Below are 23,521 nucleotides of genomic sequence, written 5' to 3'. Positions count from 1 at the left end.
GCCGGCAGCGGCGGCGGCACGCCCACCGGGCCGGCCGGCGTGGTCGAGGCGCGGCTGGAAACCGACGCGCCCGATCCCGATCAGTGGATGACCACGGGCCGCACCTATGACGAGCAGCGCTTCAGCCCGCTGGCGACGATCGATGCGACGAACGTCGGCAGGCTGGGGCTCGTGGCGAGCACCGACGTCCCGACCCAGATGGGGCAGGAAGCGACGCCGCTCGTGGTGGACGGCGTGATCTACGTCGCCACCGACTGGAGCATCGTGAAGGCGATCGACGCGACCACCGGGCGCGAGCTGTGGAGCTACGATCCCGGCGTCAGGACATCGATGGTCAATGCATGTTGCGGTCCGGTCAACCGGGGCGTGGCGGCGTGGCGCGGCCGGATCTATGTCGGCGCGCTCGACGGCCGGCTGATCGCGCTCGACGCGAGGACGGGCGCGTTGCGGTGGCAGGTCAGGACCACCGACGCGAGCCGGCCGTACACCATCACCGGTGCGCCGCGCATCATCCGCGGCAAGGTCATCATCGGCAATGGCGGGGCCGATCTGGGCGTCCGCGGCTACGTCTCCGCCTATGATGCGGAAACGGGCGCGCTCGCCTGGCGCTTCTACACGGTGCCCGGCGATCCCGCCCGGCGCGACGGCGCCGCGTCGGACGACGCGCTCGCCGCGCATGCGCGCAACACGTGGTTCGGGGATCGCTACTGGCGGCTCGGCGGCGGCGGCACCGTGTGGGATGCGATGGCCTACGATCCGAAGCTGGATCTGCTCTACATCGGCACGGGCAACGGCGGCCCGTACAACCAGGCGATCCGCAGCGCCGGGCGCGGCGACAACCTGTTCCTGTCCTCGATCGTGGCGCTCAGGCCAGAGACGGGAGAATATGTCTGGCACTATCAGACGACGCCGGGCGACAGCTGGGATTTCACGGCGACGCAGCACATCGTGCTGGCCGACCTCGCGATCGGCGGACGGGTGCGGCAGGTGCTGATGCAGGCGCCGAAGAACGGCTTCTTCTACGTGCTCGACCGGAAGACCGGCGAACTGCTCTCGGCCAAGCCGTTCGTGCCGATGACCTGGGCGACGGGCGTCGACCTGAAGACCGGCCGGCCGGTCGAAGTGCCGGGCGCGCGCTACTGGGCGACGGGCAAGCCGTTCCTTACGGCACCGAGCGGTCTGGGCGCGCACAATTGGCAGCCTATGTCGTTCAGCCCGAAGACGGGGCTGGTCTACATCCCCGTCCAGCAGCTGCCCGTCACCTATGTCGATGCCAAGCAGCAGGCGATCGGCCCGCAGAAGCTCAATCTCGGCGCGGACTACGCGCTGGTCACGCCGCCGGCCGGGCTTGAGCCCAAGGGTTGGCTCGCCGCCTGGGATCCGATCGCCGGCAAGGAGCGGTGGCGCGTGCCGCATCCCGTTCCGGTGAATGGCGGGGTTCTTTCCACGGCCGGCGGCCTGGTGTTCCAGGGCGACGCGCAGGGGCAGTTCGCGGCCTATGCCGCGGCCAGCGGCAAGCGGCTATGGTCGTTCGACGCGCAGACCGGCATCGTCGCCGCGCCGATCAGCTATGCGATCGGCGGCGTGCAGTATGTCGCGGTCATGGCGGGATGGGGCGGCAGCCTGGCCATGGTCGGCGGTGCGCGGGCGGGTGCGATCGGCCCGAACCGCCTGCTGATCTTCAGGCTGGGCGGGGCGGCCAAGCTGCCGCCGGCGCCCGCAGTCTCGCTCCCGCCGCTCGATCCGCCGGCGGCGACGCAGCCCGGCGCGCAGGTCGCTTCGGGCGAGCATGACTATTTCGCCTATTGCAGCCGCTGCCACGGCGTGAATGCGATCAGCGGCGGGGTGGTGCCCGACCTGCGCCACAGTGGTCTGCTGGGCAATGACGGCTGGTACGAGGTGCTGCTGAAGGGCGCCCTGACCGAGAACGGCATGGCGAGCTTCGCGCCGGTGCTGAGCCGCGATCGCGTGACCGCGATCCGCGCCTATGTGATCGCGCAGGCCCAGCTGGCGAAGCGCGACGAGACCGCGCCGGTCAAGCCGCGCCCGGCCTCTACCGGGGTGGGCCTGTGAACGGGGATGCGCGCATGATCGATTTCGCGGCGAACTATCGGATGCTGATCGACGGCGAACTCGTTAAAGGCGAGGCGACGCTGCCGGTGGTCAATCCGGCCACCGGGCAGGCCTTCGCCACGGCGCCCGACGCCACGGCGGCGCAGCTTGACCGCGCGGTAGCGGCGGCCAACGCCGCCTTCCCGGCGTGGCGGGCGCTCTCGCCGGAGGAGCGCGGCGGCTGCCTCGTGCGCGCGGCCGACATCATTCAGGCGCATCTCGACGAGCTTGCCGTGCTGTTCACGCGCGAGCAGGGCCGGCCGACCGCCTTCGCGCGCGAGGAGATCGCGGGCGCGGCGTACTGGCTGCGCGCCAGCGCCGACCTGCGCCTGCCGATCGACGTGATCGAGGACACGCCCGAGCGCCGGATCGAGGTGCGGCACGAACCGCTCGGCGCGGTCTGCGGCATCGTGCCGTGGAACTTCCCGATCGCGCAGGCCAGCTGGAAGATCGGCCCGCCGCTGATCGCCGGCAATACCGTGGTCATCAAGCCGTCGCCGTTCACGCCGCTGGCGACGCTGAAGATGGGGGAGCTGCTGCGCGGCGTGTTCCCGCTGGGCGTGCTCAACATCGTGTCGGGCGGCGATGCGCTCGGCCCGGCGATGACGGCGCATCCCGGCTTCCGCAAGATCAGCTTCACCGGCTCGACCGCCACGGGCAAGCGCGTGATGGAGACCGCCGCGCGCGACCTGAAGCGCGTGACGCTCGAACTCGGCGGCAACGATCCGGCGATCGTGCTCGACGACGTCGATGTCGATGCGATAGCCGAGCAGATATTCTTCGGCGCCTTCTACAATTCGGCGCAGATATGCGCGGCGACGAAGCGGTTGTTCGTCCAGGATGCCGTCTACGACGCGCTCCGCGACCGGCTGCACGCGATGGCGCGGGGCGCGAAGCTCGGCGACGGGGCCGAGCCCGGCACGATGTTCGGCCCGATCCAGAACGAACGCCAGTTCGCCCGCGTGCGCGCGTTGCTGGATGCGGCCGAACGCGACGGCCTTGCCGTGCTGAAGGGGGCGGACGCGCCGGCGGGCGGTGGCTTCTTCGTGCCGCTCACCATCGTCGACAACCCGCCCGACGAGTCCCGCGTCGTCGCCGAGGAGGCATTCGGCCCGATCCTGCCGATGCTTCGCTTCCACGACGTCGAGGAGGCGATCGCGCGGGCCAACGCCACCAGCTACGGGCTCACCGCCTCGATCTGGACGCGGGACATCGCGCGCGCCACCGAGATCGCCGGGCGGCTGGAGTGCGGCACCGTGTGGATCAACCAGATCTTCACGCTGACGCCGATGAGCCCGGCGGGCGGCGCCAAGCAATCGGGCATCGGCGTGGAGGGCGGGCTGGCCGGCCTGATCGAGTTCACGCAGGCCAAGACGGTCTACATCCCGAAGGCGGGCATTCCGGAGACCGCGCCGCCGATGCGCGAGACATGACCGCCTTCTGACACGCGCGGACCGGACTGGACGCACAGGCCTACGGAGCAGCCGATGAGCGACGTGATCGACGACGTTCCCACCCTCGACATCGATCCCTACGACCAGGCGCACGCGGCCGATCCCTATCCCGTATGGGCGGCGATCCGCGAGGCGGCGCCGGTCGTCTATCTCACGCGCTATGACACCTATGCGACGGGCCGCTACGACGAGGTCCGCGCGGCGCTCGACGACTGGGCGCATTTCAGCTCGACGGGCGGCGTCGGCCTGACCGACATCACGCAGCCCGGCGCGCTGCGCCCCGGCAGCGCCCTGGTCGAGGTCGATCCGCCGGTCCACACCGACGTGCGCGGGGTGATGACCAAGATCATCTCGCCGAAGGTCATCAAGGGCTGGCGCGACGATTTCGAGCGGGCGGCGCGCGCGCTGGCCGACGATCTGGTGCGCCGGACCGAGATCGACGGGATGGACGACGTGGCGATCCCCTATGTCGCCACCGTCTTCCCGCACGCGCTGGGCGTGCCCGGCGACCAGCGCGGCAACCTGATGATCCAGGGCGATTACCGTTTCAGCTCGCTGGGCCCGGCCAACGACTTCTACGTCGCCGCGCGCGCCAGGTTCGATCATATCGCCGAGTGGTATTACGCCGCGCAACGCCGCGAGAACCTGCTGCCGGGCGGCTTCGGCGAGCAGATCTTCGCCGCCGAGGACGACGGCCGGCTGCGCCCCGGCGTCGCGCAGAGCGTGATGATGAGCTTCTTCGGCGGCGGCCTGCACACCACGATCTCGGGACTGGGCTCGACGCTGATGCACCTGGCCGCCGATCCCGATCTGTGGGCACGGCTGCGTGCCGACCGGGCGCGCGTGAAGGTGGCGTTCGAGGAGGCGCTGCGGCTGGAGACGCCGGCGACGACCTGGTATCGCAAGACCAACGGCGAGGCCGAACTCGGCGGCGCCCGGCTGCGCGAGGGCATGAAGATCCACCTGCTTACCGCATCGGCCAACCGTGATCCGCGCCGCTTCCGCGATCCCGACCGCTACGACATAGACCGGCCGGCGATGGGCCATCTGGCGCTCGGCTGGGGCGTCCACCAGTGCATCGGCCAGAACATCGCGCGCGCCGAGGCGGAGGCGCTGTTCAACGCGCTGCTCGACCGCATCGAGCGCATCGAGCCGGCCGGCGCGCCGGCCTATCGTCCGCTCAACAATCTGCGCATCCTCGATCGACTGCCGCTGCGCATCGTGGCGGCATGAACCCGATTGGGCCCATGCCGCCGATCTGCTAGCCTGATCTGATGACAGCCCCTGCCCGCACGCTTCGCAACCGCCAGCAGACCGTGGTCGAACGGCTGCGCGAGATGATCATGACCGGCGTGCTGAAGGGCGACCAGCGGCTGCTCGAAGTGTCGCTCAGCGAGCAGCTCGGCGTGTCGCGCACGCCGGTGCGCGAGGCGTTGATCGTGCTCGCCGAGGATGGGCTCGTCGATTACCGGCTGAACCGCGGCTATGTCGTCCGTGCGTTCTCGATCGATTACGTGCTCAACGCCTATGTGGTGCGCGAGGCGCTGGAGAGCCTTGCCTGCCGGCTCGCGGCCGAGCGCCCGCTCGATCCCGAGTTGAAGCGGCGGATGGAGGCGGCGCTCGCGCGCGGTGACGACATCCTTGCCGGGCGCCGCCTCAGTGCCGCGCTCCGCGATCCCTGGCGCGAGGTCAACGACGAACTGCATCGCCTGCTGCTCGCGGCCGCCGCCAATCCGCCGCTGGAGCAGGCGCTCGCCGCCGCGACGCGCATTCCCTATTCCGGCAGCCGCGTCGTCCACTGGTTCGAGGACGAGGATCTGGAAGGGCTCTACCAGCTCCGCATGGTCCACCGGCAGCATCATGCGATCGTCGAGGCGATCGCCGCGGGCGAGAGCTACCGCGCCGAGACGCTGATGCGCGGGCACATCGCCTACGCGGCCGATCACGTGCACAAGCAGTTCGCGGCCGCGAAGGCGGGGATCGCCGAGGCGGCCTGAGCATCCGGCTCAGCGGCCGGAGAAGCTCGGCCGGCGCTTCTCCAGGAACGCGGTCACGCCTTCGAGATGGTCGTCGCTGCCGAACATCTCGGCGATCAGCTCCGCCTCGCGCGCCAGCTGCTGATCCCAGCCCGTGTCGAGTGAGGTGCGGACGAGCCGCTTGATCCCGGCGAGCGCCCGCGTCGGCCCCGCCGCCAGCTCGCACGCGAAGCCGATCGCCTCGTCCTGCAGGCGGTCGGCCGCCACGAGCCGGTTGATCAGGCCCCAGTCGAGCGCCTGCGCGGCGTCGAACCGCGCGCCGAGCAGCATGATCTCCAGCGCGCGCCGCTCACCCACGATGCGCGGCAGAAAGTAGCTGACGCCGCCGTCCCCCGTCAGGCCCATGTGGCGGTGCGCGACGGCGAACTGCGCGTCGTCGGCGGCTATCGCATAGTCGGCGGCGAGCAGCATGCTGAAGCCGTAGCCGGTCGCGGCCCCCTGCACCGCGACGACGACAGGCTTGGGCATGCGCCGGAAGCGATGGATCATCAGGTGGCCGATCACCAGCCGCTGCTCGCGCTGCGCGAGATAGGTTTCGCGGTCGCCGAGCAGCGCATCGCGGAACCCGGCGACGTCACCACCCGCCATGAAGCTTTTGCCCGAGGCGCGCAGCAGCACGCAGCGGATGGCCTCATCGCGCTCGAAACGCTGCGTCGCGGCGAGCAGCCCGTCGATCATCGCGGGCGTCAGCGCGTTGCGCTTGGCCGGTCGATCCAGCGTGATGATGCCTACGCCGTCGCGCGTTTCGGTCAGCAGGTCTTCGCTCGTCTCCACGGCGTCAGCCGATCTCGGCCGAGCAGCGATCGAGCACGACCTCGCCGCGTTCCGCCGCCACCGCGCGGAAGCGCAGCCCTCCCGCCGTCTCGAAGAACTCCACGCGGATCGTCTCACCCGGGAAGACCGGCCGCGAGAAGCGGGTGAACATGCGCCGCAGCCGCTCCGGCCGATTGTCCGCATAGGCCGCCAGCACGGCGCGGCAGGCGATGCCGTTGGTGCACAGGCCGTGCAGGATCGGCGCCGGAAAACCGGCCTTGCGTGCGATATCGGGATCGGCATGGAGCGGGTTCCAGTCGCCGCTCAGCCGGTAGATCAGCGCCTGGCGTGCCAGCGTCGGGATCGACAGCGTGCGGTCCGGCGCGCGATCGGGCAGAGGATCGGCGGGCGCGGGCGGATCGCCGAAGCCGCCTTCGCCGCCATTGCCGCGCAGGAACAAAGTGGAGCGGACGGTGGCGATCCGCGCGCCGCCGCTCACGTCCACCAGCGTCTTGTCCTGATGCAGCAGCGCGCCCTTGCCGGCACCCTTGTCCTCGATGCTCGCGATCCGATACTCGCCGCGCACGGTGCCCGTCGCCGGCAGCGGCGCATGAATCTCAAACGCCTGCTCGGCGTGCAGCAGCCGCACCCAATCGATGCCATATTCCGGCCGCTGCGCCCAGAAGCCCGGATGGGCGAGGACGTTGACCATCGCCGGCACCGCCAGCAGATCGCGCTCGTAGACGAACGGGAGTTCCGCCGGATCCGCGCCATAGCCCAGCCCGAGCGCGTAGAGGATCGTGTCGCGGGCCACATAGGCGTGCTCGACCGGCGGGAATGCCAAGGCTCTGATCGCGTCGACGTCCATCGCTATTCTCCCCGTCGCGCGCGCGTCATCCGATCACCTGGAACGGCGGCTCGGCACGCTGTTCCTCGCTCATCTGCAGCAGGCGCTGCTTGAGGCCGTGCAGCACATCCTCGACCATGCGGATCTCGTCCTCGCCATAGTCCTGCAGCATCTGCCGGTTCAGCGCCTCCGCCCGCTCCTGGATAGTCGAGAGCAGCGCCTCGCCCGCGCGGCTCAGCCGAACGCGGCGCACGCGCTTGTCGTACGGGTCCGCCTCACGGACGACGAACCCGTTCTCGCCGAGCCGATCGAGCAGATCGCCCAGCGCGACTTTGCTCATGTCGAGCACGTTGGCGAGCTCCGACTGCATCATGCTGCCCCCTTCGTGTCGGGACAGGTTGGCGAGCACCCACCATTGCGACCGCGTGACGCCGAGCGGCTTGAGCGCCTTGTCGACCACGCGGCGGCGCAGGCGCGACACGTCGTGAACGAGGAAGCCCAGGCGGAACGGCTTGACGCGGGTGGCCGTGGAGGAACGCAGCGCCGGTTCGGACATTCGAAATCCTTCTTGAAAGTCAGCTTACCATTGCATCGTATCGTGGGCCGCTCAAGCCTCCTTCGCCGATCGCACTCATCCGCGAACGTAACGCTTGCCAGCCGCGCACAGCTTACGTTATCAGATCGTAAGTGTACTAACCAAGCCGTTCGCATGAGTTCGGGTGGCAGGGAACGGAGAGGGTCAGCTGGAAGAGGCGCGCGAGAGGACGGGCATCGCACGGCCGGCGCGCACCGCCGCACCGCTTGATCCCGAACTGGCCGCGTGCCTGCGCCGTGCGCCGGCGCTGCTCTCGTCGATCGGCCGCGAGCATATCGGCATGCTGCGGGCCGGCGCCGCGCGGCTCGGTCCGTCCGATGCGGTTCTCGCGGGCGATGGCCGGCGGACGATCGACATCCGGCGCGTGCCGGTGGCCGGCGGCGAGATCGAGGCGCTGCTGCTGAGGCCGGCGCACGCGACGGCACCGCTGCCGGGCATCGTCTTCCTGCACGGCGGCGGGATGATCGCCGGCGACGCGCGCAGCGGGCTGGATGCCGTGCTCGACTGGGTCGACACGCTCGGCATCGGCCTCGTCTCGGTCGACTATCGCCTGGCGCCGGAACACCCGCACCCCGTGCCCGTCGAGGATTGTCTGGCCGCGTTGCGCTGGATCGATGCCGGCCGCGCCGGGCTGGGGCTCGACGACGCGCCGCTGCTGCTCGCGGGCGCCAGCGCCGGCGGCGGGCTGGCGGCCGGCGCGGCGCTGCTCGCGCGGGAGCGAGGCGGGCCGGCGCTTGCCGGGCTCATGCTGATGGCGCCGATGCTGGACGATGCGGAACGCTTCGCGTCGAGCGTAGCCTATGACGGCGACGTGCCGTGGGATCGCGCTTCCAATCGCACCGGCTGGTCGGCGCTGCTGGGCGCAGCCGTGGGCGGACCGGACGTGCCGGACTGCGCCGCCCCGATCCGCGCGCACGATCTCTCCGGCCTGCCGCCCACCTTCCTCGACGTGGGTGGCGTGGAGACGTTCCGCGACGAGACGATCGCGTTCGCCGCGCGGCTGGCGCAGGCCGACGTGCCGATCGAGCTGCACGTCTGGGCGGGCGCGTTCCACGGCTTCGACGTGATCGCCCGGGACAGCGCGCTTGCCGCGACGGCTCGGGCGACGCGCCTGGCGTGGCTGCGACGCCGGCTTGCCGAGCGGGGCGGACGATGATCGGCCGCCTGCTGATCGCCAATCGCGGGGAGATCGCGATCCGCGTCGCAAGGACGGCGGCCCGGCTCGGCATCGTGACGGTGGCCGTGGCGCCGGACGACGATCGCGGATCGCTTCACTGCCGGCGCGCCGACCTGTTCCGGCTGCTGCCGGGCGGCGGCCCCTCCGCCTATCTCGACATCGCCGCGCTAATCGCGGTGGCGCGGGAGACCGGGTGCGACGCGGTCCACCCCGGCTACGGCTTCCTGAGCGAATCGGGCGCGTTCGCCCGCGCGTGCGCTGACGCCGGGCTGATCTTCGTGGGACCGGCGCCTGACCAGCTCGACGCGCTCGGCGACAAGGCCCGCGCGCGCGCACTCGCGATCGAGACGGGAGTGCCGGTGCTCGCCGGCACGCCGGCCGGCATCTCGGCGGCGGACGGGCGCGCGTTCATGGCGACGCTCGGCGGGCCGGTGATGGCCAAGGCGGTGGCCGGCGGCGGCGGCCGCGGCATCCGGCTCGTGCGCGACGCCGACGAGCTGGATGCGGCGATGGACCGCTGCCGGTCGGAGGCGGAACGCGCGTTCGGCGACGGCCGGGTCTATCTTGAGCGGGCGATGCTCGACGCGCGCCACATCGAGGTTCAGGTGCTCGGCGACGGGCGCGGTGCGGTCATCCACCTGGGCGAGCGGGACTGCACGGTGCAGCGCCGCAACCAGAAGCTGGTCGAGATCGCGCCCTCCCCATGCCTGCCCGCAGCACTCGCCGCCCGGCTGTACGCCGACGCCTGCCGCCTGACCGCCGCGATCGGCTATGCCAATGCCGGAACGGTCGAGTTTCTCGTCGATCCGGTGCGCGGGGAGCATGTCTTCCTCGAGGTCAATCCGCGCCTCCAGGTCGAGCATACCGTCACCGAGGCGCTGTGGGGCGTCGACCTGGTCGAGGCGCAGCTGCGGATCGCGGACGGCGCCGGGCTCGATGCGCTGGGGGTGACGGAGCGACAGCCGCTGCCAGGATTCGCCATCCAGGCGCGCATCAACATGGAGCGGCTGTCGGCGGACGGCACGCCGGTCTTCTCGGGCGGCACGCTCGCCGCCTACGAGCCGCCGGGCGGCCCGGGGGTGCGCGTCGACGGCTTCGGCTATGGCGGCTACGCCACCAATCCGCGCTTCGATCCGCTGCTCGCCAAGCTGATCGTCCACGGCGCCGGATCGTTCGAGGAGGTCGCCGCGACGACGGCGCGGGCGCTCGCCGAGTTCCGGATCGAGGGCGTCGACACCAGTATCGGCCTGCTGCGCGCGATCCTGGCGCATCCGCTGCTCGCGGGCGCCGGGCTGACCACGCGCTTCGTCGACGAGCATCTGGCGGAGCTGCGCGCCGCCGCCGGGGAGACCGACATGGCGACCCCGGCCGAGACGCCGTCCGATGACGTCGCGGCGATCGCTGCTCCCGTCACGGGCGTGCTCGTCGGCCTGCTGGTCGGGACGGGCGCGGACGTCGCGGCGGGCCAGCCGGTCGCGGTGGTGGAGGCGATGAAGATGGAGCATCTCGTCGCGGCGCCCCGCGGCGGACGCGTGACGGCGGTGCTGGCGGCGGCGGGCGCGGCGGTCCGCGCGGGCGAGGCGCTGCTCACGCTCGCCGACCTGCACGACGCCGACGTGGCGGAGGCCGGCGCGACCGAGCAGGATCTCGACGCGCCACGCGCCGACCTTGCCGAGGTGATCGGTCGGCACGCCGGCACCCGCGATGAGGCGCGGCCGGAGGCCGTGGCCAGGCGGGCCGCGCGGGGGCAGCGCACCGCGCGGGCCAACGTGGAGGCGGTGTGCGATCCCGGCAGCTTCGTGGAGTTCGGGCCGCTGGTCGTCGCCGGCCAGCGCGCGCGGCGCTCGCTCGACGACCTCGTACGACGGACGCCGGCGGACGGGGTGGTGGTGGGCTTCGGCACGGTCAACGCCGACAGCTGCCCGCCGGCCGCCGCGCAGGCGCTGGTGATCGCGTTCGACGAGACCGTCCTCGCCGGCACGGTCGGCGAGTTGGCTCGCGAGAAGATGAAGCACGCGCTTGCGACCGCCTATGCCGCGCGGCGACCGGTGGTGCTGTTCGCCGAGGGCGGCGGCGGCCGCGCCGGCGACACCGACTTCAAGCTCGCGCTGACCGGCTGGACGATGGACGTCTCGACCTACCACCAGCTCGGCCGGATGAGCGGGCTCGCGCCGCTGATCGGCGTGACGAGCGGGCGCTGCTTCGCGGCGAACGCCGGCATGCTCGCCTGCTGCGACGTCATCATCGCGACCGAGCGCAGCAACATCGGCGTCGGCGGACCGGCGATGATCGAGGGCGGGCGGCTCGGCCGGTTCACGCCGGAAGAGATCGGCCCGGTCGCCTTGCAGGCCGCGAACGGGGTGGTCGACCTCGTCGTGGCGGACGAGGCGGAGGCGGCGGCGGCGGCGCGTGCCTATCTCGGCTATTTCCAGGGCCGGCGCGGCGAATGGTCGTGCGCGGACCAGCGCGCGCTGCGCCATGTCGTCCCGGAGAACCGGCTGCGCGTCTACGAGGTGCGCCGGGCGATCGAACTCGTCGCCGACACAGGCTCGGTCATGGAGCTGCGCCGCGACTTCGGCGTCGAGGTCGTCACCGCGCTCGCGCGCGTCGAGGGGCGGGCGATCGGCATCGTCGCCAACAATCCGCTCCATCTCGGCGGCGCGATCGGGGCGGACGGGGCGGACAAGGCGTCGCGCTTCATGCGGCTGTGCGAGGCGTTCGGGCTGCCGATCCTGATGCTCTGCGACACGCCCGGCGTGATGGTGGGGCCGGAGGCGGAGGCGCAGGCGACGGTGCGCAAGATGGGCCGGATGTTCGTCACCGGCGCGAACCTGACCGTGCCGGTGTTCACGGTGGTGCTCCGCAAGGCCTATGGCATCGGCGCCGAGCTGATGGCGGCGGGCTGGTTCAAGGCGCCGCGCTTCCTGGTCAGCTGGCCCACGGGCGAGTTCGGCGGCATGAACATCGAGGGCAACGTGAAGCTCGGCCACGCAGCCGAGCTGGCGGCGATCGCCGATCCGGCCGAGCGGCAGGCGCGCTTCGATGCGCTCGTGGCGGGCATGCACGAGGTCGGCAAGGCGCTGAGCGTGGCCACTCACTACGAGATAGACGACGTGATCGATCCCGCCGAGACGCGACGCTGGATCGACATGGCGATCATGGCGCACGAGCCGCGTGCGATAGGATCGCCCAAGACCGTGCCGTTCGTGGATCCGTGGTGAGCGCCGCGCGCCTTGCCGGCCGCGTCGCGGTCGTGACCGGCGCCGGTGGCGGTATCGGCCGGGCGCACGCGCTGGCGCTTGCCGCCGAGGGCGCGGCGGTGCTCGTCAACGATCGCGGCAGCGCGCTCGACGGCGGCAGTGCGAGAAGCGCCGCGTCCGACGTCGTGGCAGAGATCGTCTCGGCCGGCGGTCGCGCCGTGGCGGACACCGCCGACGTGGGCGGCTGGGCGGGCGCGGAGGCGCTCGTCGGCCATGCGATAGACGCGTTCGGCGCGCTCGACATCCTCGTCAACAATGCCGGCATCCTGCGTCCGCGCACGCTGATCGGCATGAGCGAGGACGAATTCGGCTCGGTGATCCGCGTCCACCTGATCGGCAGCGCCGCGACCGCGCATTTCGCCGGGCTGCACTGGCGCGCACGCGCCAAGGCGGACGAGCCCGGCGCGTTCCGGCTTGTGAACACGACCTCCGGCGCGGGCCTCTACGGCCACGGTCAGGCCAATTACGCCGCCGCCAAGGCCGGCATAGTCGCCTTGACGCAGGTCGCGGCCGCCGAGCTCGGCCGCTACGGCGCGACCGCCAACGCGATCTCGCCGACCGCGCTCACGCGGATGAGCGAGGGCATCGCGCCCGAGCGGTTCACCGTCGATCATGTCGCCCGGCTGGTATGCTGGCTGGCGAGCGACGCCGCAGCCGGCATCACCGGCCAGGTCTTCCAGGTGGGCGGCGGCCACATCGCCACCGTCTCCCGCGCGCGGGTCGACGCGGCGATCGACCGGGCGGAGGGCTGGAGCCTGGCGGCGCTGGACGCGGCGATGCCCGACCTGCTCGCGCGGAGCGACGACCATCCGGACGTGATGGGCTATCGGCCGGGAGACGCGCGATCGCCGCTGCTGCCCGAGATCAGCCTGCCGAACAACAGCGCGGGAACATCAGCATGACCGACCACCCAGCGATCGAACTCATCCGCCACGATCGCGTCGCCGAACTGCGGCTGTGCCGGCCGGAACTGCTCAACCGCTTCGACATGCAGCTCCATCGCGAGCTGGAATACATGCTGGGCGAACTGGGCCGCGACGCGGAGGTGCTCGCGGTGGTGCTGAGTTCGACCGGGCGGGTCTTCTCCGCGGGCGGCGACACCGACGTGATGCTCGAATGCGCGGGCGACATGGCCAAGCGCCTCGACCTGATCGACGAGGGACGGCGGCTGTTTCGCGCCGTGGCGGACTTCCCCAAGCCGCTGGTGGTGGCGCTTTCCGCGAACAGCTACGGGCTGGGCACTTCGCTGGTGCTCGCGGCCGACGCGATCGTGTCCTGTCCCGGCGTCGAATTCTCCGATCCGCATGTCGTAATGGCGCTGGTCGCGGGTGATGGCGGCTGCGTGTCGTGGCCGACGGCCATGGGCATGATCCGCGCCAAGCGCCATCTGCTGACCGGCGATCCGCTGAGCGCCGACGACGCGTTCCGGATGGGCGTCGTCACCGACATGGAGGCCACGGCGGACGCGGTGCTGCCGGCGGCGCTCGCGCTCGCCGCGCGGATCGCCGCGCTGCCGCCGCTCGCCGTGCAGCTGACCAAGCGCGCGCTCAACAAGGTGATGATGGCGCGCACCGGCGAGGTGCTCGATCTCGGTTTCTATCTGGAGGGGATCACGTTCGGCTCGGCCGACCTGCAGGAGGCGGTGAGCGCGTTCAAGGGCAAGCGCGCGCCGCGTTGGGAGGGCCGCTGATGACCGCCGATGTCGAGGTGCTGAAGGCTCTTGTCGGCGGCGTCGACTTCGATCCCGACGCGCTGCGCGCGCGTTACGATGCCGAGCGCGACAAGCGGCTGCGGCCAGGCGGCGACCAGCAGTATATCGCCACGGCGAAGCAGTTCTCGTCCTATGTCGAGGATCCGTATGTCGCGCCGGGCTTCACGCGCGCGCCGCTCTGCGACGAGGTGGGGGCGATCATCGTCGGGGGCGGCTTCGGCGGGATGCTGATGGGCGCACGGCTGCGCGGCGCGGGGATCGAGCGCATCCGCTATATCGAGAAAGCGGGCGACTTCGGCGGCACGTGGTACTGGAACCGATATCCGGGGGCCGCGTGCGACGTCGAGTCATACGTCTACCTGCCGCTGCTCGAAGAGACCGGCTACGTGCCCCGTCACAAATATTCGTTCGCGCCCGAGATACTGGACTATAGCCGCCGCTTCGCCCGCCACTTCGACCTGTACCGCGACGCGTGCTTCCAGACTTCGGTCACGGACATGCGCTGGGACGAGGCGGCGCGGCGCTGGCATGTCGAGACCGATCGCGGCGACCGGATGCGCGCGCAGTTCGTGATCGTGTCGAGCGGCGCGCTCGATCGGCCGAAGCTGCCCGGCATCCCCGGCATCGAGACGTTCGCGGGCCACACCTTCCACACCAGCCGCTGGGACTATGACTATACCGGCGGCAGCGCCGACGGCGGGCTCGACAGGATCGGCGACAAGGCCATCGGCATCGTCGGCACCGGCGCGACCGCCATCCAGTGCGTACCGCATCTGGCCGCCGGGGCGGGGCACCTCCACGTCTTCCAGCGTACCCCCTCGTCGGTGGACGCGCGCAACAATCGCGAGACCGATCCCGCCTGGGCCGCCTCGCTGCGCGCGGGCTGGCAGGCCGAGCGGATGAACAATTTCGTGACGATCATCCACGGCGGCGACGCCGACGTCGATCTGGTCGACGACGGCTGGACCGACATGTTCACCGACATCACGGGCGCCGCCGCCAAACGCCGGGCGGCGGCGCTCGGCCGGCCGCTGACCCGGATCGAGCAGCGCGCGATGACGGAACTGGCCGACTTCAAGAAGATGGAGAAGATCCGCCGTCGGGTGGACGCCGTCGTCGGCGAGGGCGCCACGGCGGAGGCGCTGAAGCCTTGGTATCGTCAGTTCTGCAAGCGACCATGCTTCAACGACGGCTATCTGGAGGCGTTCACCCGCCCGAACGTCACGCTGGTGGATACGGACGGGCACGGCATCGAGCGGGTGACGCCCGGCGGCGTGATCGTAGGTGGGCGCGAGATCGCGCTCGACTGCCTGATCTTCGCCACCGGGTTCGAGACCAACAGCGCGTTCGTCAAGCGTACCGGCTTCGACGTTGCCGGGCGCGACGGAATCAGGCTCTCGGACCATTGGCGGCGCGGGGTGCGCACGCTGCACGGCCTGCAGTCGCACGGCTTCCCGAACATCTTCTTCATGGGATCGACGCAGACCGCGTTCACCTTCCTCGTCCCCTTCTCGCTGGGCCAGCAGGCATCGCAGATCGCGCACATCATCGGCGAGGTGGGCGCGCGCGGCGCCGAGGTGATCGAGGCGACCGCGGCGGGAGAGACCGGATGGTGCGACGAGATGGCCGCCAAGGCGCACCTCTCCGACGCCTTCTACGCCAGCTGCACGCCCGGCTACTATAACGACGAGGGCAATCTCCAGAACCCGTTCGGCGTGCGCGCCTCCACCTATGGCGGCGGCCCGATGCGGTTCCTCGAGATCCTCGCCGCGTGGCGCGAGGCGGGCGACATGGCGGGAACCGAGCTCAGATGAGCATAGACGGCTACATGACCTCGCCCGAGTGGGCGACGCTGGAGCCCGTCGAGGTGCTCGGGCGGCCGGTCGCGGTGTGGCGGCGGCGACCGCGCAGCGTGACGGAGCTGATGGCGCTCGGCGTGCGCCGCGACGAGGACGACTTCCTCGTGCAGGGCGAGCGGCGCTTCACGCACGGGGCGTTCCGCCGGGCGGTGGCGGCCGGTGCGGGGGCGCTGGCGGCGGCTGGCGTGCAGCCCGGCGACCGCGTGCTGATCGTGCTCTACAACGCGCCCGAATTCTGGCTGGTGCAATGTGCCGCCTGGGCGCTCGGCGCGGTGCCGGTGCTCGGGAATCGCTGGTGGAGCCCGCATGCGCTGGCCCGCGCGATCGCGCGGATCGGACCGGCGCTGGTCGCGACCGATCTTCCGGTCGAGGCGCCCGCAGCCCGGCTGACGCCGGACGGGATCGCCGGCTGGTGGCGGCTGCCCGCGCCCGCCCGGCCGCTGCCCGTGCCCGCGGTCGACGAGGACGATGTCGCGGTGATCGTCTTCACCGCCGGCTCGACGGGCGAGCCCAAGTCCGTCCAGCTCTCGCATCGCGCGCTGGTCTGGTCGCAGCAGACCGCGCATGTGCTGCGCGGTGGCCGCCCTCTCCTGCCGCCGGCTGCGGGCGCGCAGAAAGTGGCGCTCGCCACGACGCCGCTGTTCCACAATGGCGGGATGGTCGCCACGCTCGGGAACCAGCTTGACGGCGGCCGCATCGTTTTCCTGTCCGGGCGCTTCGACCCGGCCGAGGCGCTGCGCCTGATCGAGGCGGAGCGGGTCACGAGCTGGTCCGCAGTGCCCACGATGTTCCAGCGCCTGCTGCGTCACCCCGATCGCCCGGCACGCGACCTTTCGAGCCTGATCGCGCCCGCGTCCGGCGGCGCGGCGGTCAGCGCGGAGTTCGTCGCCGAAGTGACTGCCGCCTTGCCGCACGCCGCGCGTGGATTCTCGTCCGGCTACGGCATGACCGAGATGTCGTTTGTCACCCTGGTCGGCGCGTCGGATCTGGCGGCGCGGCCCGGCACGGTCGGGCGCGTGCTGCCGGGCGTCGAGCTTCGCATCGAGGCGCCGCCCGGCGGCGAGGGCGAGCTGCTCGCGCGATCGGCGGCGCTGATGATCGGCTATCTGGACGGGCCGGAGCGGCCGATCGACGCCGACGGCTGGTACGCCACCGGCGACATCGGCCGGATGGACGCGGACGGCTTCGTGTTCATCACCGGCCGCGCCAAGGACATGGTGATACGCGGCGGTGAGAACATCTCCTGCCAGCATGTCGAGGACGCGCTGCTCGCGCACGCGGACGTGCTGGAAGCGGCGGTGATCGGCGTGCCGGACGCGGAGTTCGGCGAGGCGGTGGCGGCGGTGCTCCATCCCCGACCGGGCACCACGCCCGATCCCGCCGCGATCGCCGCCGGGCTGCGCGCGCGGCTCGCTTACTTCGAGGTGCCGACGCGCTGGCTGCTGCGCGCGGCGCCGCTGCCGGTGCTGCCCACCGGCAAGATCGACAAGCCGGCGCTGCGCCGCGAGTTCTCGGACCACGTCAACGCGAGGGAGGCGGAAGAGAGATGAGTCTGCTGGAAGGAAGGGTCGCGATCGTGACCGGCGGCGGGCGCGGCCTCGGCCGCACCTACGCCATCATGCTGGCGGCACATGGCGCGCGCGTGATCGTCAACGATCTCGGCTCGTCCGCGGCCGGCGTGGGCGCGGACCAGACGCCCGCCGAGGAGGTGGTGTCGACGATCCGCGCCGCCGGGGGCGAGGCCGAGATCAACACCTCCGACGTGGCTGATTGGCAGGGCGCCAGACAGATGGTGGAGCAGGCCGTCGATCGGTTCGGCGGCCTGGACGTGCTCATCAACAATGCCGGCATCCTGCGCGACCGGATGATCGTCAACATGACGGAGGACGAGTGGGACATGGTGGTCCGCGTGCACCTGAAGGGCACGTTCGCGCCGCTGCACCACGCCGCCAACCACTGGCGGGCGCGATCGAAGGCTGGCGATCAGCCGGACGCGCGGGTCATCAACACGACCTCGCACTCGGCCCTGTTCGCCAATATCGGCCAGGCCAATTACGCCGCGGCCAAGGGTGGGATCGCTTCGCTGACGCAGATCGCCGCGCGCGAGCTTCAGCGGATCGGCGTCACGGTCAACGCCGTGGCGCCGCGCGCGCAGACGCGGATGACGGAGGGCTTGCGCGACTACACGCCGGAACAGGTGGCGCGGCGCGATCCGGAATGGATCGCCGCCCTGGTCTGCTGGCTGGCGAGCGCGGAATCGCGGGAGATCAGCGGGCGCGTGTTCGCGGCATGGGGCTACGGCTACTCGGTCATCGAGAGCTGGCAGCACGGGCCGGTGACGGACGCCGCGCGCGATCCGACGGACCTTGGTCCGCACATCGAGAAGATCACGCGGTTCGCGCGGGCGAACGCCGGCATCGACCGCGACACATGGCTGAACCCGTGAGCGGCGCGGTTCAGACCGGCTGGGCGTTTGGATCGCCCGGCTCGATCGGCCGCTCGACGTCGATTGGCGGTTCCGCCACGTCGGGCTGGGTCTCGGGCTCTTCGGGCGGGGGGACGGATGCGGACATGATCGCTCCTCTGGACAGGCCTGCGCGAACGAACGTCGCGTCGGCGAGCCGGGTTCCGGCACGATGAGCGCGCTCGGCATCGCGGCGTTCGGCGCCTATGTGCCGCGCCTTCGGCTGGACCGCGCGATCATCGCGGAGGCGCATCGCTGGGCCATGCCGTCGCTGAAGGCACAGGCCAGAGGCAGCCGCGCGTTCGCCTCGTGGGACGAGGACGCGATCACCATGGCGGTGGAGGCCGCCCGTGGCGCGATCGCCGGCCGCGCCGCGCCGGCGGCCTTGCGCCTCGCCTCGACACGCCTGCCTTATGCCGACCTGCACAACGCCACGATCGTCGCGGGCGCTCTCGACCTGCTGGCGATGCTGGCCACCGCCGACGTGGGCGGATCGCAGCGCGCCGGAACCTCGGCGCTGCTGCAGGCGCTGCGCGGCACCGAGCCGACGCTGGTGATCGCTTCCGAGGACCCGATCGCCAGGCCGGGCAGCACGCAGGAGCTGCACTTCGGCGCGGGCGCGGCGGCGTTCCTCGTCACCGACACCGATGTGGCGTTGCGCCTGCTGGGCGCGGCGAGCATCTCCGCACCGTTCGTCGATCATTTCCGCGCGGCGGGGAGGGACACGGACTATCAGTGGGAGGAACGCTGGATCCGCGACGAGGGCTATGGCCGCGTCGTGCCCGCCGCGATCGCGGCGGCGCTCGCCGATGCGGGGGTGTCGATCGGCGACATCCAGCATTTCGTGATGCCCTCCTATCTTCGCGGCGCCGCACCGGCGGTGGCGAAATCGGTGAGGTTCGCCGGCACGATCGCCGATCCACTCGACGACGGTGTCGGCTATGCGGGCGCGGCGCATGCCCTGCTGATGCTCGCCGGCACGCTGGAGACGGCCGGGCCGGGCGAGCGGATCCTGCTGGTCGGCTTCGGCCAGGGCGCCGATGCGCTGGTGCTGGAGACGACCGGGCACCTGCCCGACGCGCGACCAGCGCGCGGCGTGACAGCGGCGATCGCCGATGCACTGCCGACCGACAGCTATCTGCGGATGCTCTCGTTCCAGGGCGGCATCGACATGGACTGGGGCATGCGTGCGGAGAAGAGCGCCAAGACCGCGCTGACCGAACAGTACCGCTCGGCCGGGCAGATCGACGCGTTCGTCGCCGGCGCGTGCGGCGCGTGCGGCGCGGTGCAGTTCCCGCAGCTGCAATATTGCGCTAACTGCCACGCCCCCGCCGCCAGCTTCAGCCCGGTGCCCCTGCGGGACGAGCCGGCGAAGCTGCTCACCGTCACCGCCGACTGGCTGTCCTACCACCCGAGCCCGCCGCTGCATGTCGGCTTCGTGCAGTTCGACAACGGCGCGCGCGTGCAGATGGAACTGGTCGACGTGGGCGCGGGCGGGATCGAGGTGGATGCGGCGCTGCGCATGGTGTTCCGGATCAAGGAGCATGACCGGCAGCGTGGCTATCGCCGCTATTTCTGGAAGTCGACGCCGCTCGGTGCGGCTTGAGGGTCGGGCGTATGGCAACGGGTATCAAGGACAAGGTCGCGATCCTCGGCATGGGGTGCTCGCGGTTCGGCGAGCGTTGGGACGCGGGCTCGCCCGAGCTGATGGCGGAGGCGTTCGAGGAGGCGCTGGCCGACGCCGGCATCGGGCGAGAGCAGATCGAGGCGGCGTGGTTCGGCTGCTACGGCGACGCGGTGAACGTCGGCAATTCCGCGATCCCCGCGGCCACCGCGCTGCGGCTGGACGGCATCCCCGTCAGCCGCATGGAGAATATGTGCGCGACCGGCACGGAGACGCTGCGCGCGGCCGCCTACGCGGTCGCCGCAGGGGCGGTCGACGTGGCGCTCGCGATCGGTTCGGAGAAATTGAAGGACACCGGCTACGGCGGTCTGCCGACCCCGTTCAAGGGCACGTTCAACGACCTGTGGATGCCGATGGGTTCCGCTCCCGCCGGGTTCGCGCAGCTCGCTTCCGGCTACCGTGCGCGCCACGGCATCTCACGCGACGATCTGAAGCGCGCGATCGGCCATGTCTCGTGGAAGAGCCACCAGAATGGCCAGCACAGCCCGAAGGCGCACTTCCGCAAGCCCGTGCCGATGGAGACGATCCTGCGCGCGCCGATGATCGCCGATCCGCTCGGCCTGTTCGACTGTTCGGGCGTATCGGACGGCGCCGCCTGCGCGATCGTGACGACGCCCGAGATGGCGCGCGCGCTGGGCAAGACCGACATCGTGTCGATCAAGGCCCTGCAGATCTCGGCGAGCTCGGGGCGGGAGACGCAGCTGGCGGAATGGGACGGCAGCAGCGTGCCCAACACCCGCAACGCCGCCGCGCGCGCCTATCGCGAGGCGGGGATCACCGATCCGCGCACGCAGCTGGGCCTGACCGAGGTGCACGACTGTTTCTCGATCACGGAACTCGTGACGATGGAGGATCTCGGCCTCTCCGACGACGGACGCGCGGTCTTCGATGTGCTGGACGGCGCGTTCGACCGCGACGGGCGCCTGCCCTGCCAGATCGACGGCGGGCTCAAATGCTTCGGCCATCCGATCGCCGCATCCGGGCTGCGCATGGCCTACGAGATCTACAGCCAGCTGCTCGGCCGCGCCGGCGGCCGCCAGCTTGCCGATCCCTCGCTCGGCCTGGCCCACAATCTCGGCGGGGTGCCCTATCAGGGTGTCGCCGCGATCTCGATCCTGGGATTGATGGGCCGATGATGAACGTCGCGCACGAGAGCGGCAGCCTGGTCGAGCGCGACCTGTTCGAGCCCGAGCACGACGCATTTCGCGCGACGGTGCGCCGGTTCGTCGAGGCCGAGCTTCAGCCATATCACGCGGAGTGGGAAAAGGCCGGGATCGTGCCGCGCGAGGCCTGGCGCAAGGCAGGCGCGCTCGGCATGCTCTGCCCGACCATCCCCGAGGCCTACGGCGGCATCGGCGCCGACTGGTTGTACGCCGTGGTGGTGATCGAGGAGATCACCCGCGCCAACGTCACCGGGCCGGGCTTCATGGTCCACTCCGAGATGGTGGCGCCGTACATCCTCGCCTGGGGCGGCGAGGCGCTGAAACGCGAGTGGCTGCCGCGCATGATCAGCGGCGAGGCGATCGGCGCCGTCGGCATGACCGAACCGGGCGCCGGCAGCGACCTGAAGGCCATGCGGACGAGTGCCGTGCGCGAGGGCGAGACCTATCGGATCAACGGGCAGAAGACCTACATCTCGAACGGCGGCCAGTGCGACATCCTGGTCCTGGCCTGCAAGACCGATCCGGCCGCCGGCGCCCGCGGCGTGAGCCTGATAGCGGTCGACGCCGATCAGCCCGGCTTCGAGCGGGGCCGCCGCCTGGAGAAGATCGGCCTGAAGGCGCAGGACACCTCCGAGCTGTTCTTCCACGATGCGATCGCGCCCACCGGCAACCTGCTCGGCGAGGAGGGCCGGGGTTTCACCCAGCTGATGACCAAGCTCGCGCAGGAGCGGCTGTCGATCGGCGTCAAGGGCATGGCGGCGTGCGAGGCGGCGATCCGCTGGACCGTCGACTATGTACAGGAACGCGACCTGTTCGGCGGCAAGCTGGGCGACATGCAGAACACGCAGTTCGCCCTCGCGCAGCTCGCAGCCGAGGTCAGTCAAGGCCGCATATTGGTGGATTGGGGCATAAGCCGCTTCATGGCCGGGCGGCTGACGCCGACCGACGCGTCCAAGATCAAGCTTCTCGTCACCGAGCTGAACGGCCGTGTCGTCGACCAGTGCCTCCAGTTCTTCGGCGGCTACGGGTATATGAGCGAATATCCGATCGCGCAGGCCTATGTCGACGCCCGGATCAGCCGTATCGCCGGCGGGGCCAACGAGGTCATGCGCCAGCTGATCGCACGCGATCTGTTCCGACGGAACTGACCGTGACGCGCCGGCCGCTGCGCTCGACGCGGTCGTCCATGATCATGGCAAGCTCATCGCGCGGGACGTTGCTCAGACCGGGTCGGGCACGGCAGCCGCTCCGGCAAGGCGGGAGAGCCGGAAGCGATCGTCCGGCATCGCCAGACCAAGCGCATTTTCCGCGGCCAGTTCGCCGACCGCCGCGGAATGCTTGAAGCCGTGACCCGAGCAGGCCGAGACGAGCGAGACAGCGCCGCCGGGGTCGAGGCGATCGATCACGAAATCATTGTCGGGCGCCGTCGTATAAACGCAGGCGGTCGATTGTCGCGCCGTTCGGTGCGCGCCGCGCATACGGCCGGAGACGTGGCGCGCGAACATCGCCGCGACTTCGGACGGCGCAACGGCCCGGTCGAGGCGTTCGGGCAGCGGTGTCACGGCGGTATATTGCTCCGTCGCGACCTTTAGGCCCGGCGTCAGCCCCGGCAGGATCGGAAAGCCGTAGAAGCTGTCGTGCGGCGGATCGTCGTGCACCCAGATGAAGGTCGGGCTGCGCGACGGAGCATAAGCGGCGGGATCGTCGACCGCGAACCAGTGGAGCACCTGCCGCAGCAACCGTATCGGGGCGAGCGGCGCGCCGACCAGTCCCGGCAGCCAGCTTCCCGCCGCGAGGATCGCGCGCGCGGCGGAATAGGTGGCGCGATCGGTGCGCACGGCCACGCCATCGCCCGCCGGCGTGACGGCGACGACCGTCTCGTCGCGCCGCACGGTGGCGCCGTGCGCTTCGGCGAGCCGCAGCTGCGCGGCGATACAGCGCTCGGGATATACGAGGCCGCCGCCGGGCTCGAAATAGACGCGCTCGTGCCCGCGCAGCAGGAATTGCGGGAAGCGCCTCGCCGCCTCCCCGGCATCCAGCAACGCGTGCGGCACATGGTTCGCGCGCGCCGAGGCGAGGGTGCCGTCGAGAAAGCCCGGATCCTGCTGCGGGCGCGCTTCGCCCGACACGCCGTCGATCAGCATGAAGCCGCAGCGCAGCAGAAGCTGCTCGCCGGTCTCGGCCGCGATCTCGTCCCAGATGGCGTGGCTGCGCGCGACCAGCGGGCCGTAGGCCGCGCCCTCGCCCACGCCGCAACGGGTGATGCGGGTCTCGCCGTGGCTGGAGCCTTGCGCGTGCGGGGGCGAGAAGCGGTCGATACCGATCGCCTGCACCCCGCGCCGCGCGAGTTGATACAGCGCGGCGCTGCCCACCGCGCCGAGCCCCACGACGATCACGTCACAGGTG

18 protein-coding genes are annotated in these 23,521 nt (G+C 71.1%); 14 read left to right on the top strand and 4 right to left on the bottom strand.

Annotated elements, in window-relative coordinates; translation table 11 throughout:
- Positions 1–39 precede the first annotated feature (39 nt).
- The 4 genes from GNT64_RS17700 to GNT64_RS17685 are packed head-to-tail and all read left to right on the top strand — an operon-like array spanning position 40 to position 5,563.
- Positions 40–2,073: a PQQ-dependent dehydrogenase, methanol/ethanol family gene (locus tag GNT64_RS17700; protein WP_231639079.1), complete on the top strand. Its 2,034-nt coding sequence runs from the start codon at positions 40–42 to the stop codon at positions 2,071–2,073.
- A gap of 14 nt (positions 2,074–2,087) precedes the next feature.
- Entirely contained in the window at positions 2,088–3,545 is a 1,458-nt protein-coding gene (locus tag GNT64_RS17695; RefSeq protein ID WP_156680717.1) for an aldehyde dehydrogenase family protein, read from the top strand.
- Positions 3,546–3,599: 54 nt separating this feature from the next.
- Entirely contained in the window at positions 3,600–4,799 is a 1,200-nt protein-coding gene (locus GNT64_RS17690) for a cytochrome P450 (RefSeq protein ID WP_156680716.1), read from the top strand.
- Positions 4,800–4,840: 41 nt separating this feature from the next.
- The gene (locus GNT64_RS17685) at positions 4,841–5,563 is read left to right on the top strand and encodes a GntR family transcriptional regulator (protein ID WP_156680715.1); all 723 of its coding nucleotides are present in this window, start codon (positions 4,841–4,843) and stop codon (positions 5,561–5,563) included.
- A 9-nt stretch (positions 5,564–5,572) separates the two neighbouring features.
- On the opposite strand, the gene GNT64_RS17680 is transcribed toward GNT64_RS17685, so the two are convergent.
- Genes GNT64_RS17680 through GNT64_RS17670 form a run of 3 tightly spaced genes read right to left on the bottom strand, consistent with a single transcriptional unit; the run spans position 5,573 to position 7,758 of the window.
- Positions 5,573–6,376: an enoyl-CoA hydratase/isomerase family protein gene (locus GNT64_RS17680; RefSeq protein WP_197277070.1), complete on the bottom strand. Its 804-nt coding sequence runs from the start codon at positions 6,374–6,376 to the stop codon at positions 5,573–5,575.
- Positions 6,377–6,380: 4 nt separating this feature from the next.
- Positions 6,381–7,223, bottom strand: a complete 843-nt coding sequence (locus tag GNT64_RS17675; RefSeq protein WP_156680713.1) for a MaoC/PaaZ C-terminal domain-containing protein — start codon at positions 7,221–7,223, stop codon at positions 6,381–6,383.
- A 25-nt stretch (positions 7,224–7,248) separates the two neighbouring features.
- On the bottom strand, positions 7,249–7,758 hold the full coding sequence (locus GNT64_RS17670; protein WP_156680712.1) for a MarR family winged helix-turn-helix transcriptional regulator: 510 nt from the start codon (positions 7,756–7,758) through the stop codon (positions 7,249–7,251).
- Positions 7,759–7,921: 163 nt separating this feature from the next.
- Between GNT64_RS17670 and GNT64_RS17665 the strand changes: the two genes are divergently transcribed.
- The 10 genes from GNT64_RS17665 (at position 7,922) to GNT64_RS17620 (ending at position 22,263) form a co-directional block, all read left to right on the top strand.
- On the top strand, positions 7,922–8,953 hold the full coding sequence (locus GNT64_RS17665; protein ID WP_197277069.1) for an alpha/beta hydrolase fold domain-containing protein: 1,032 nt from the start codon (positions 7,922–7,924) through the stop codon (positions 8,951–8,953).
- Positions 8,950–12,195 carry a carboxyl transferase domain-containing protein gene (locus tag GNT64_RS17660; protein ID WP_156680711.1) on the top strand — a complete coding sequence of 1,082 codons (3,246 nt, stop codon included), beginning with the start codon at positions 8,950–8,952 and terminating at the stop codon, positions 12,193–12,195. The genes GNT64_RS17665 and GNT64_RS17660 overlap by 4 nt, the downstream gene beginning before the upstream one ends.
- Positions 12,192–13,136 (top strand): SDR family NAD(P)-dependent oxidoreductase, encoded by a 945-nt coding sequence (locus tag GNT64_RS17655; protein WP_156680710.1) that lies wholly within the window; start codon positions 12,192–12,194, stop codon positions 13,134–13,136. Before GNT64_RS17660 ends, GNT64_RS17655 begins: the two co-directional genes overlap by 4 nt.
- The gene (locus GNT64_RS17650) at positions 13,133–13,924 is read left to right on the top strand and encodes an enoyl-CoA hydratase/isomerase family protein (protein ID WP_156680709.1); all 792 of its coding nucleotides are present in this window, start codon (positions 13,133–13,135) and stop codon (positions 13,922–13,924) included. Before GNT64_RS17655 ends, GNT64_RS17650 begins: the two co-directional genes overlap by 4 nt.
- Positions 13,924–15,759, top strand: a complete 1,836-nt coding sequence (locus tag GNT64_RS17645) for a flavin-containing monooxygenase (protein ID WP_156680708.1) — start codon at positions 13,924–13,926, stop codon at positions 15,757–15,759. Before GNT64_RS17650 ends, GNT64_RS17645 begins: the two co-directional genes overlap by 1 nt.
- A complete protein-coding gene (locus GNT64_RS17640; protein ID WP_156680707.1) occupies positions 15,756–17,354 on the top strand; it encodes a class I adenylate-forming enzyme family protein in 1,599 nt (532 codons plus the stop codon). The genes GNT64_RS17645 and GNT64_RS17640 overlap by 4 nt, the downstream gene beginning before the upstream one ends.
- Positions 17,351–18,250: an SDR family NAD(P)-dependent oxidoreductase gene (locus tag GNT64_RS17635; RefSeq protein ID WP_156680706.1), complete on the top strand. Its 900-nt coding sequence runs from the start codon at positions 17,351–17,353 to the stop codon at positions 18,248–18,250. Before GNT64_RS17640 ends, GNT64_RS17635 begins: the two co-directional genes overlap by 4 nt.
- Before the next feature lie 190 nt (positions 18,251–18,440).
- On the top strand, positions 18,441–19,874 hold the full coding sequence (locus tag GNT64_RS17630) for a hypothetical protein (RefSeq protein WP_156680705.1): 1,434 nt from the start codon (positions 18,441–18,443) through the stop codon (positions 19,872–19,874).
- An 11-nt stretch (positions 19,875–19,885) separates the two neighbouring features.
- Positions 19,886–21,088, top strand: a complete 1,203-nt coding sequence (locus GNT64_RS17625) for an acetyl-CoA acetyltransferase (protein ID WP_156680704.1) — start codon at positions 19,886–19,888, stop codon at positions 21,086–21,088.
- A complete protein-coding gene (locus GNT64_RS17620) occupies positions 21,088–22,263 on the top strand; it encodes an acyl-CoA dehydrogenase family protein (RefSeq protein ID WP_197277068.1) in 1,176 nt (391 codons plus the stop codon). The genes GNT64_RS17625 and GNT64_RS17620 overlap by 1 nt, the downstream gene beginning before the upstream one ends.
- A 72-nt stretch (positions 22,264–22,335) precedes the next feature.
- On the opposite strand, the gene solA is transcribed toward GNT64_RS17620, so the two are convergent.
- The gene (solA, locus tag GNT64_RS17615; RefSeq protein ID WP_156680703.1) at positions 22,336–23,511 is read right to left on the bottom strand and encodes an N-methyl-L-tryptophan oxidase; all 1,176 of its coding nucleotides are present in this window, start codon (positions 23,509–23,511) and stop codon (positions 22,336–22,338) included.
- Positions 23,512–23,521: the final 10 nt, after the last annotated feature.

Source organism: Sphingomonas profundi (assembly GCF_009739515.1).
Lineage (GTDB): Bacteria > Pseudomonadota > Alphaproteobacteria > Sphingomonadales > Sphingomonadaceae > Alterirhizorhabdus > Alterirhizorhabdus profundi.
Note: the sequence above shows the minus strand (reverse complement) of the source record. Positions and strands in the feature narration are given on the sequence as shown.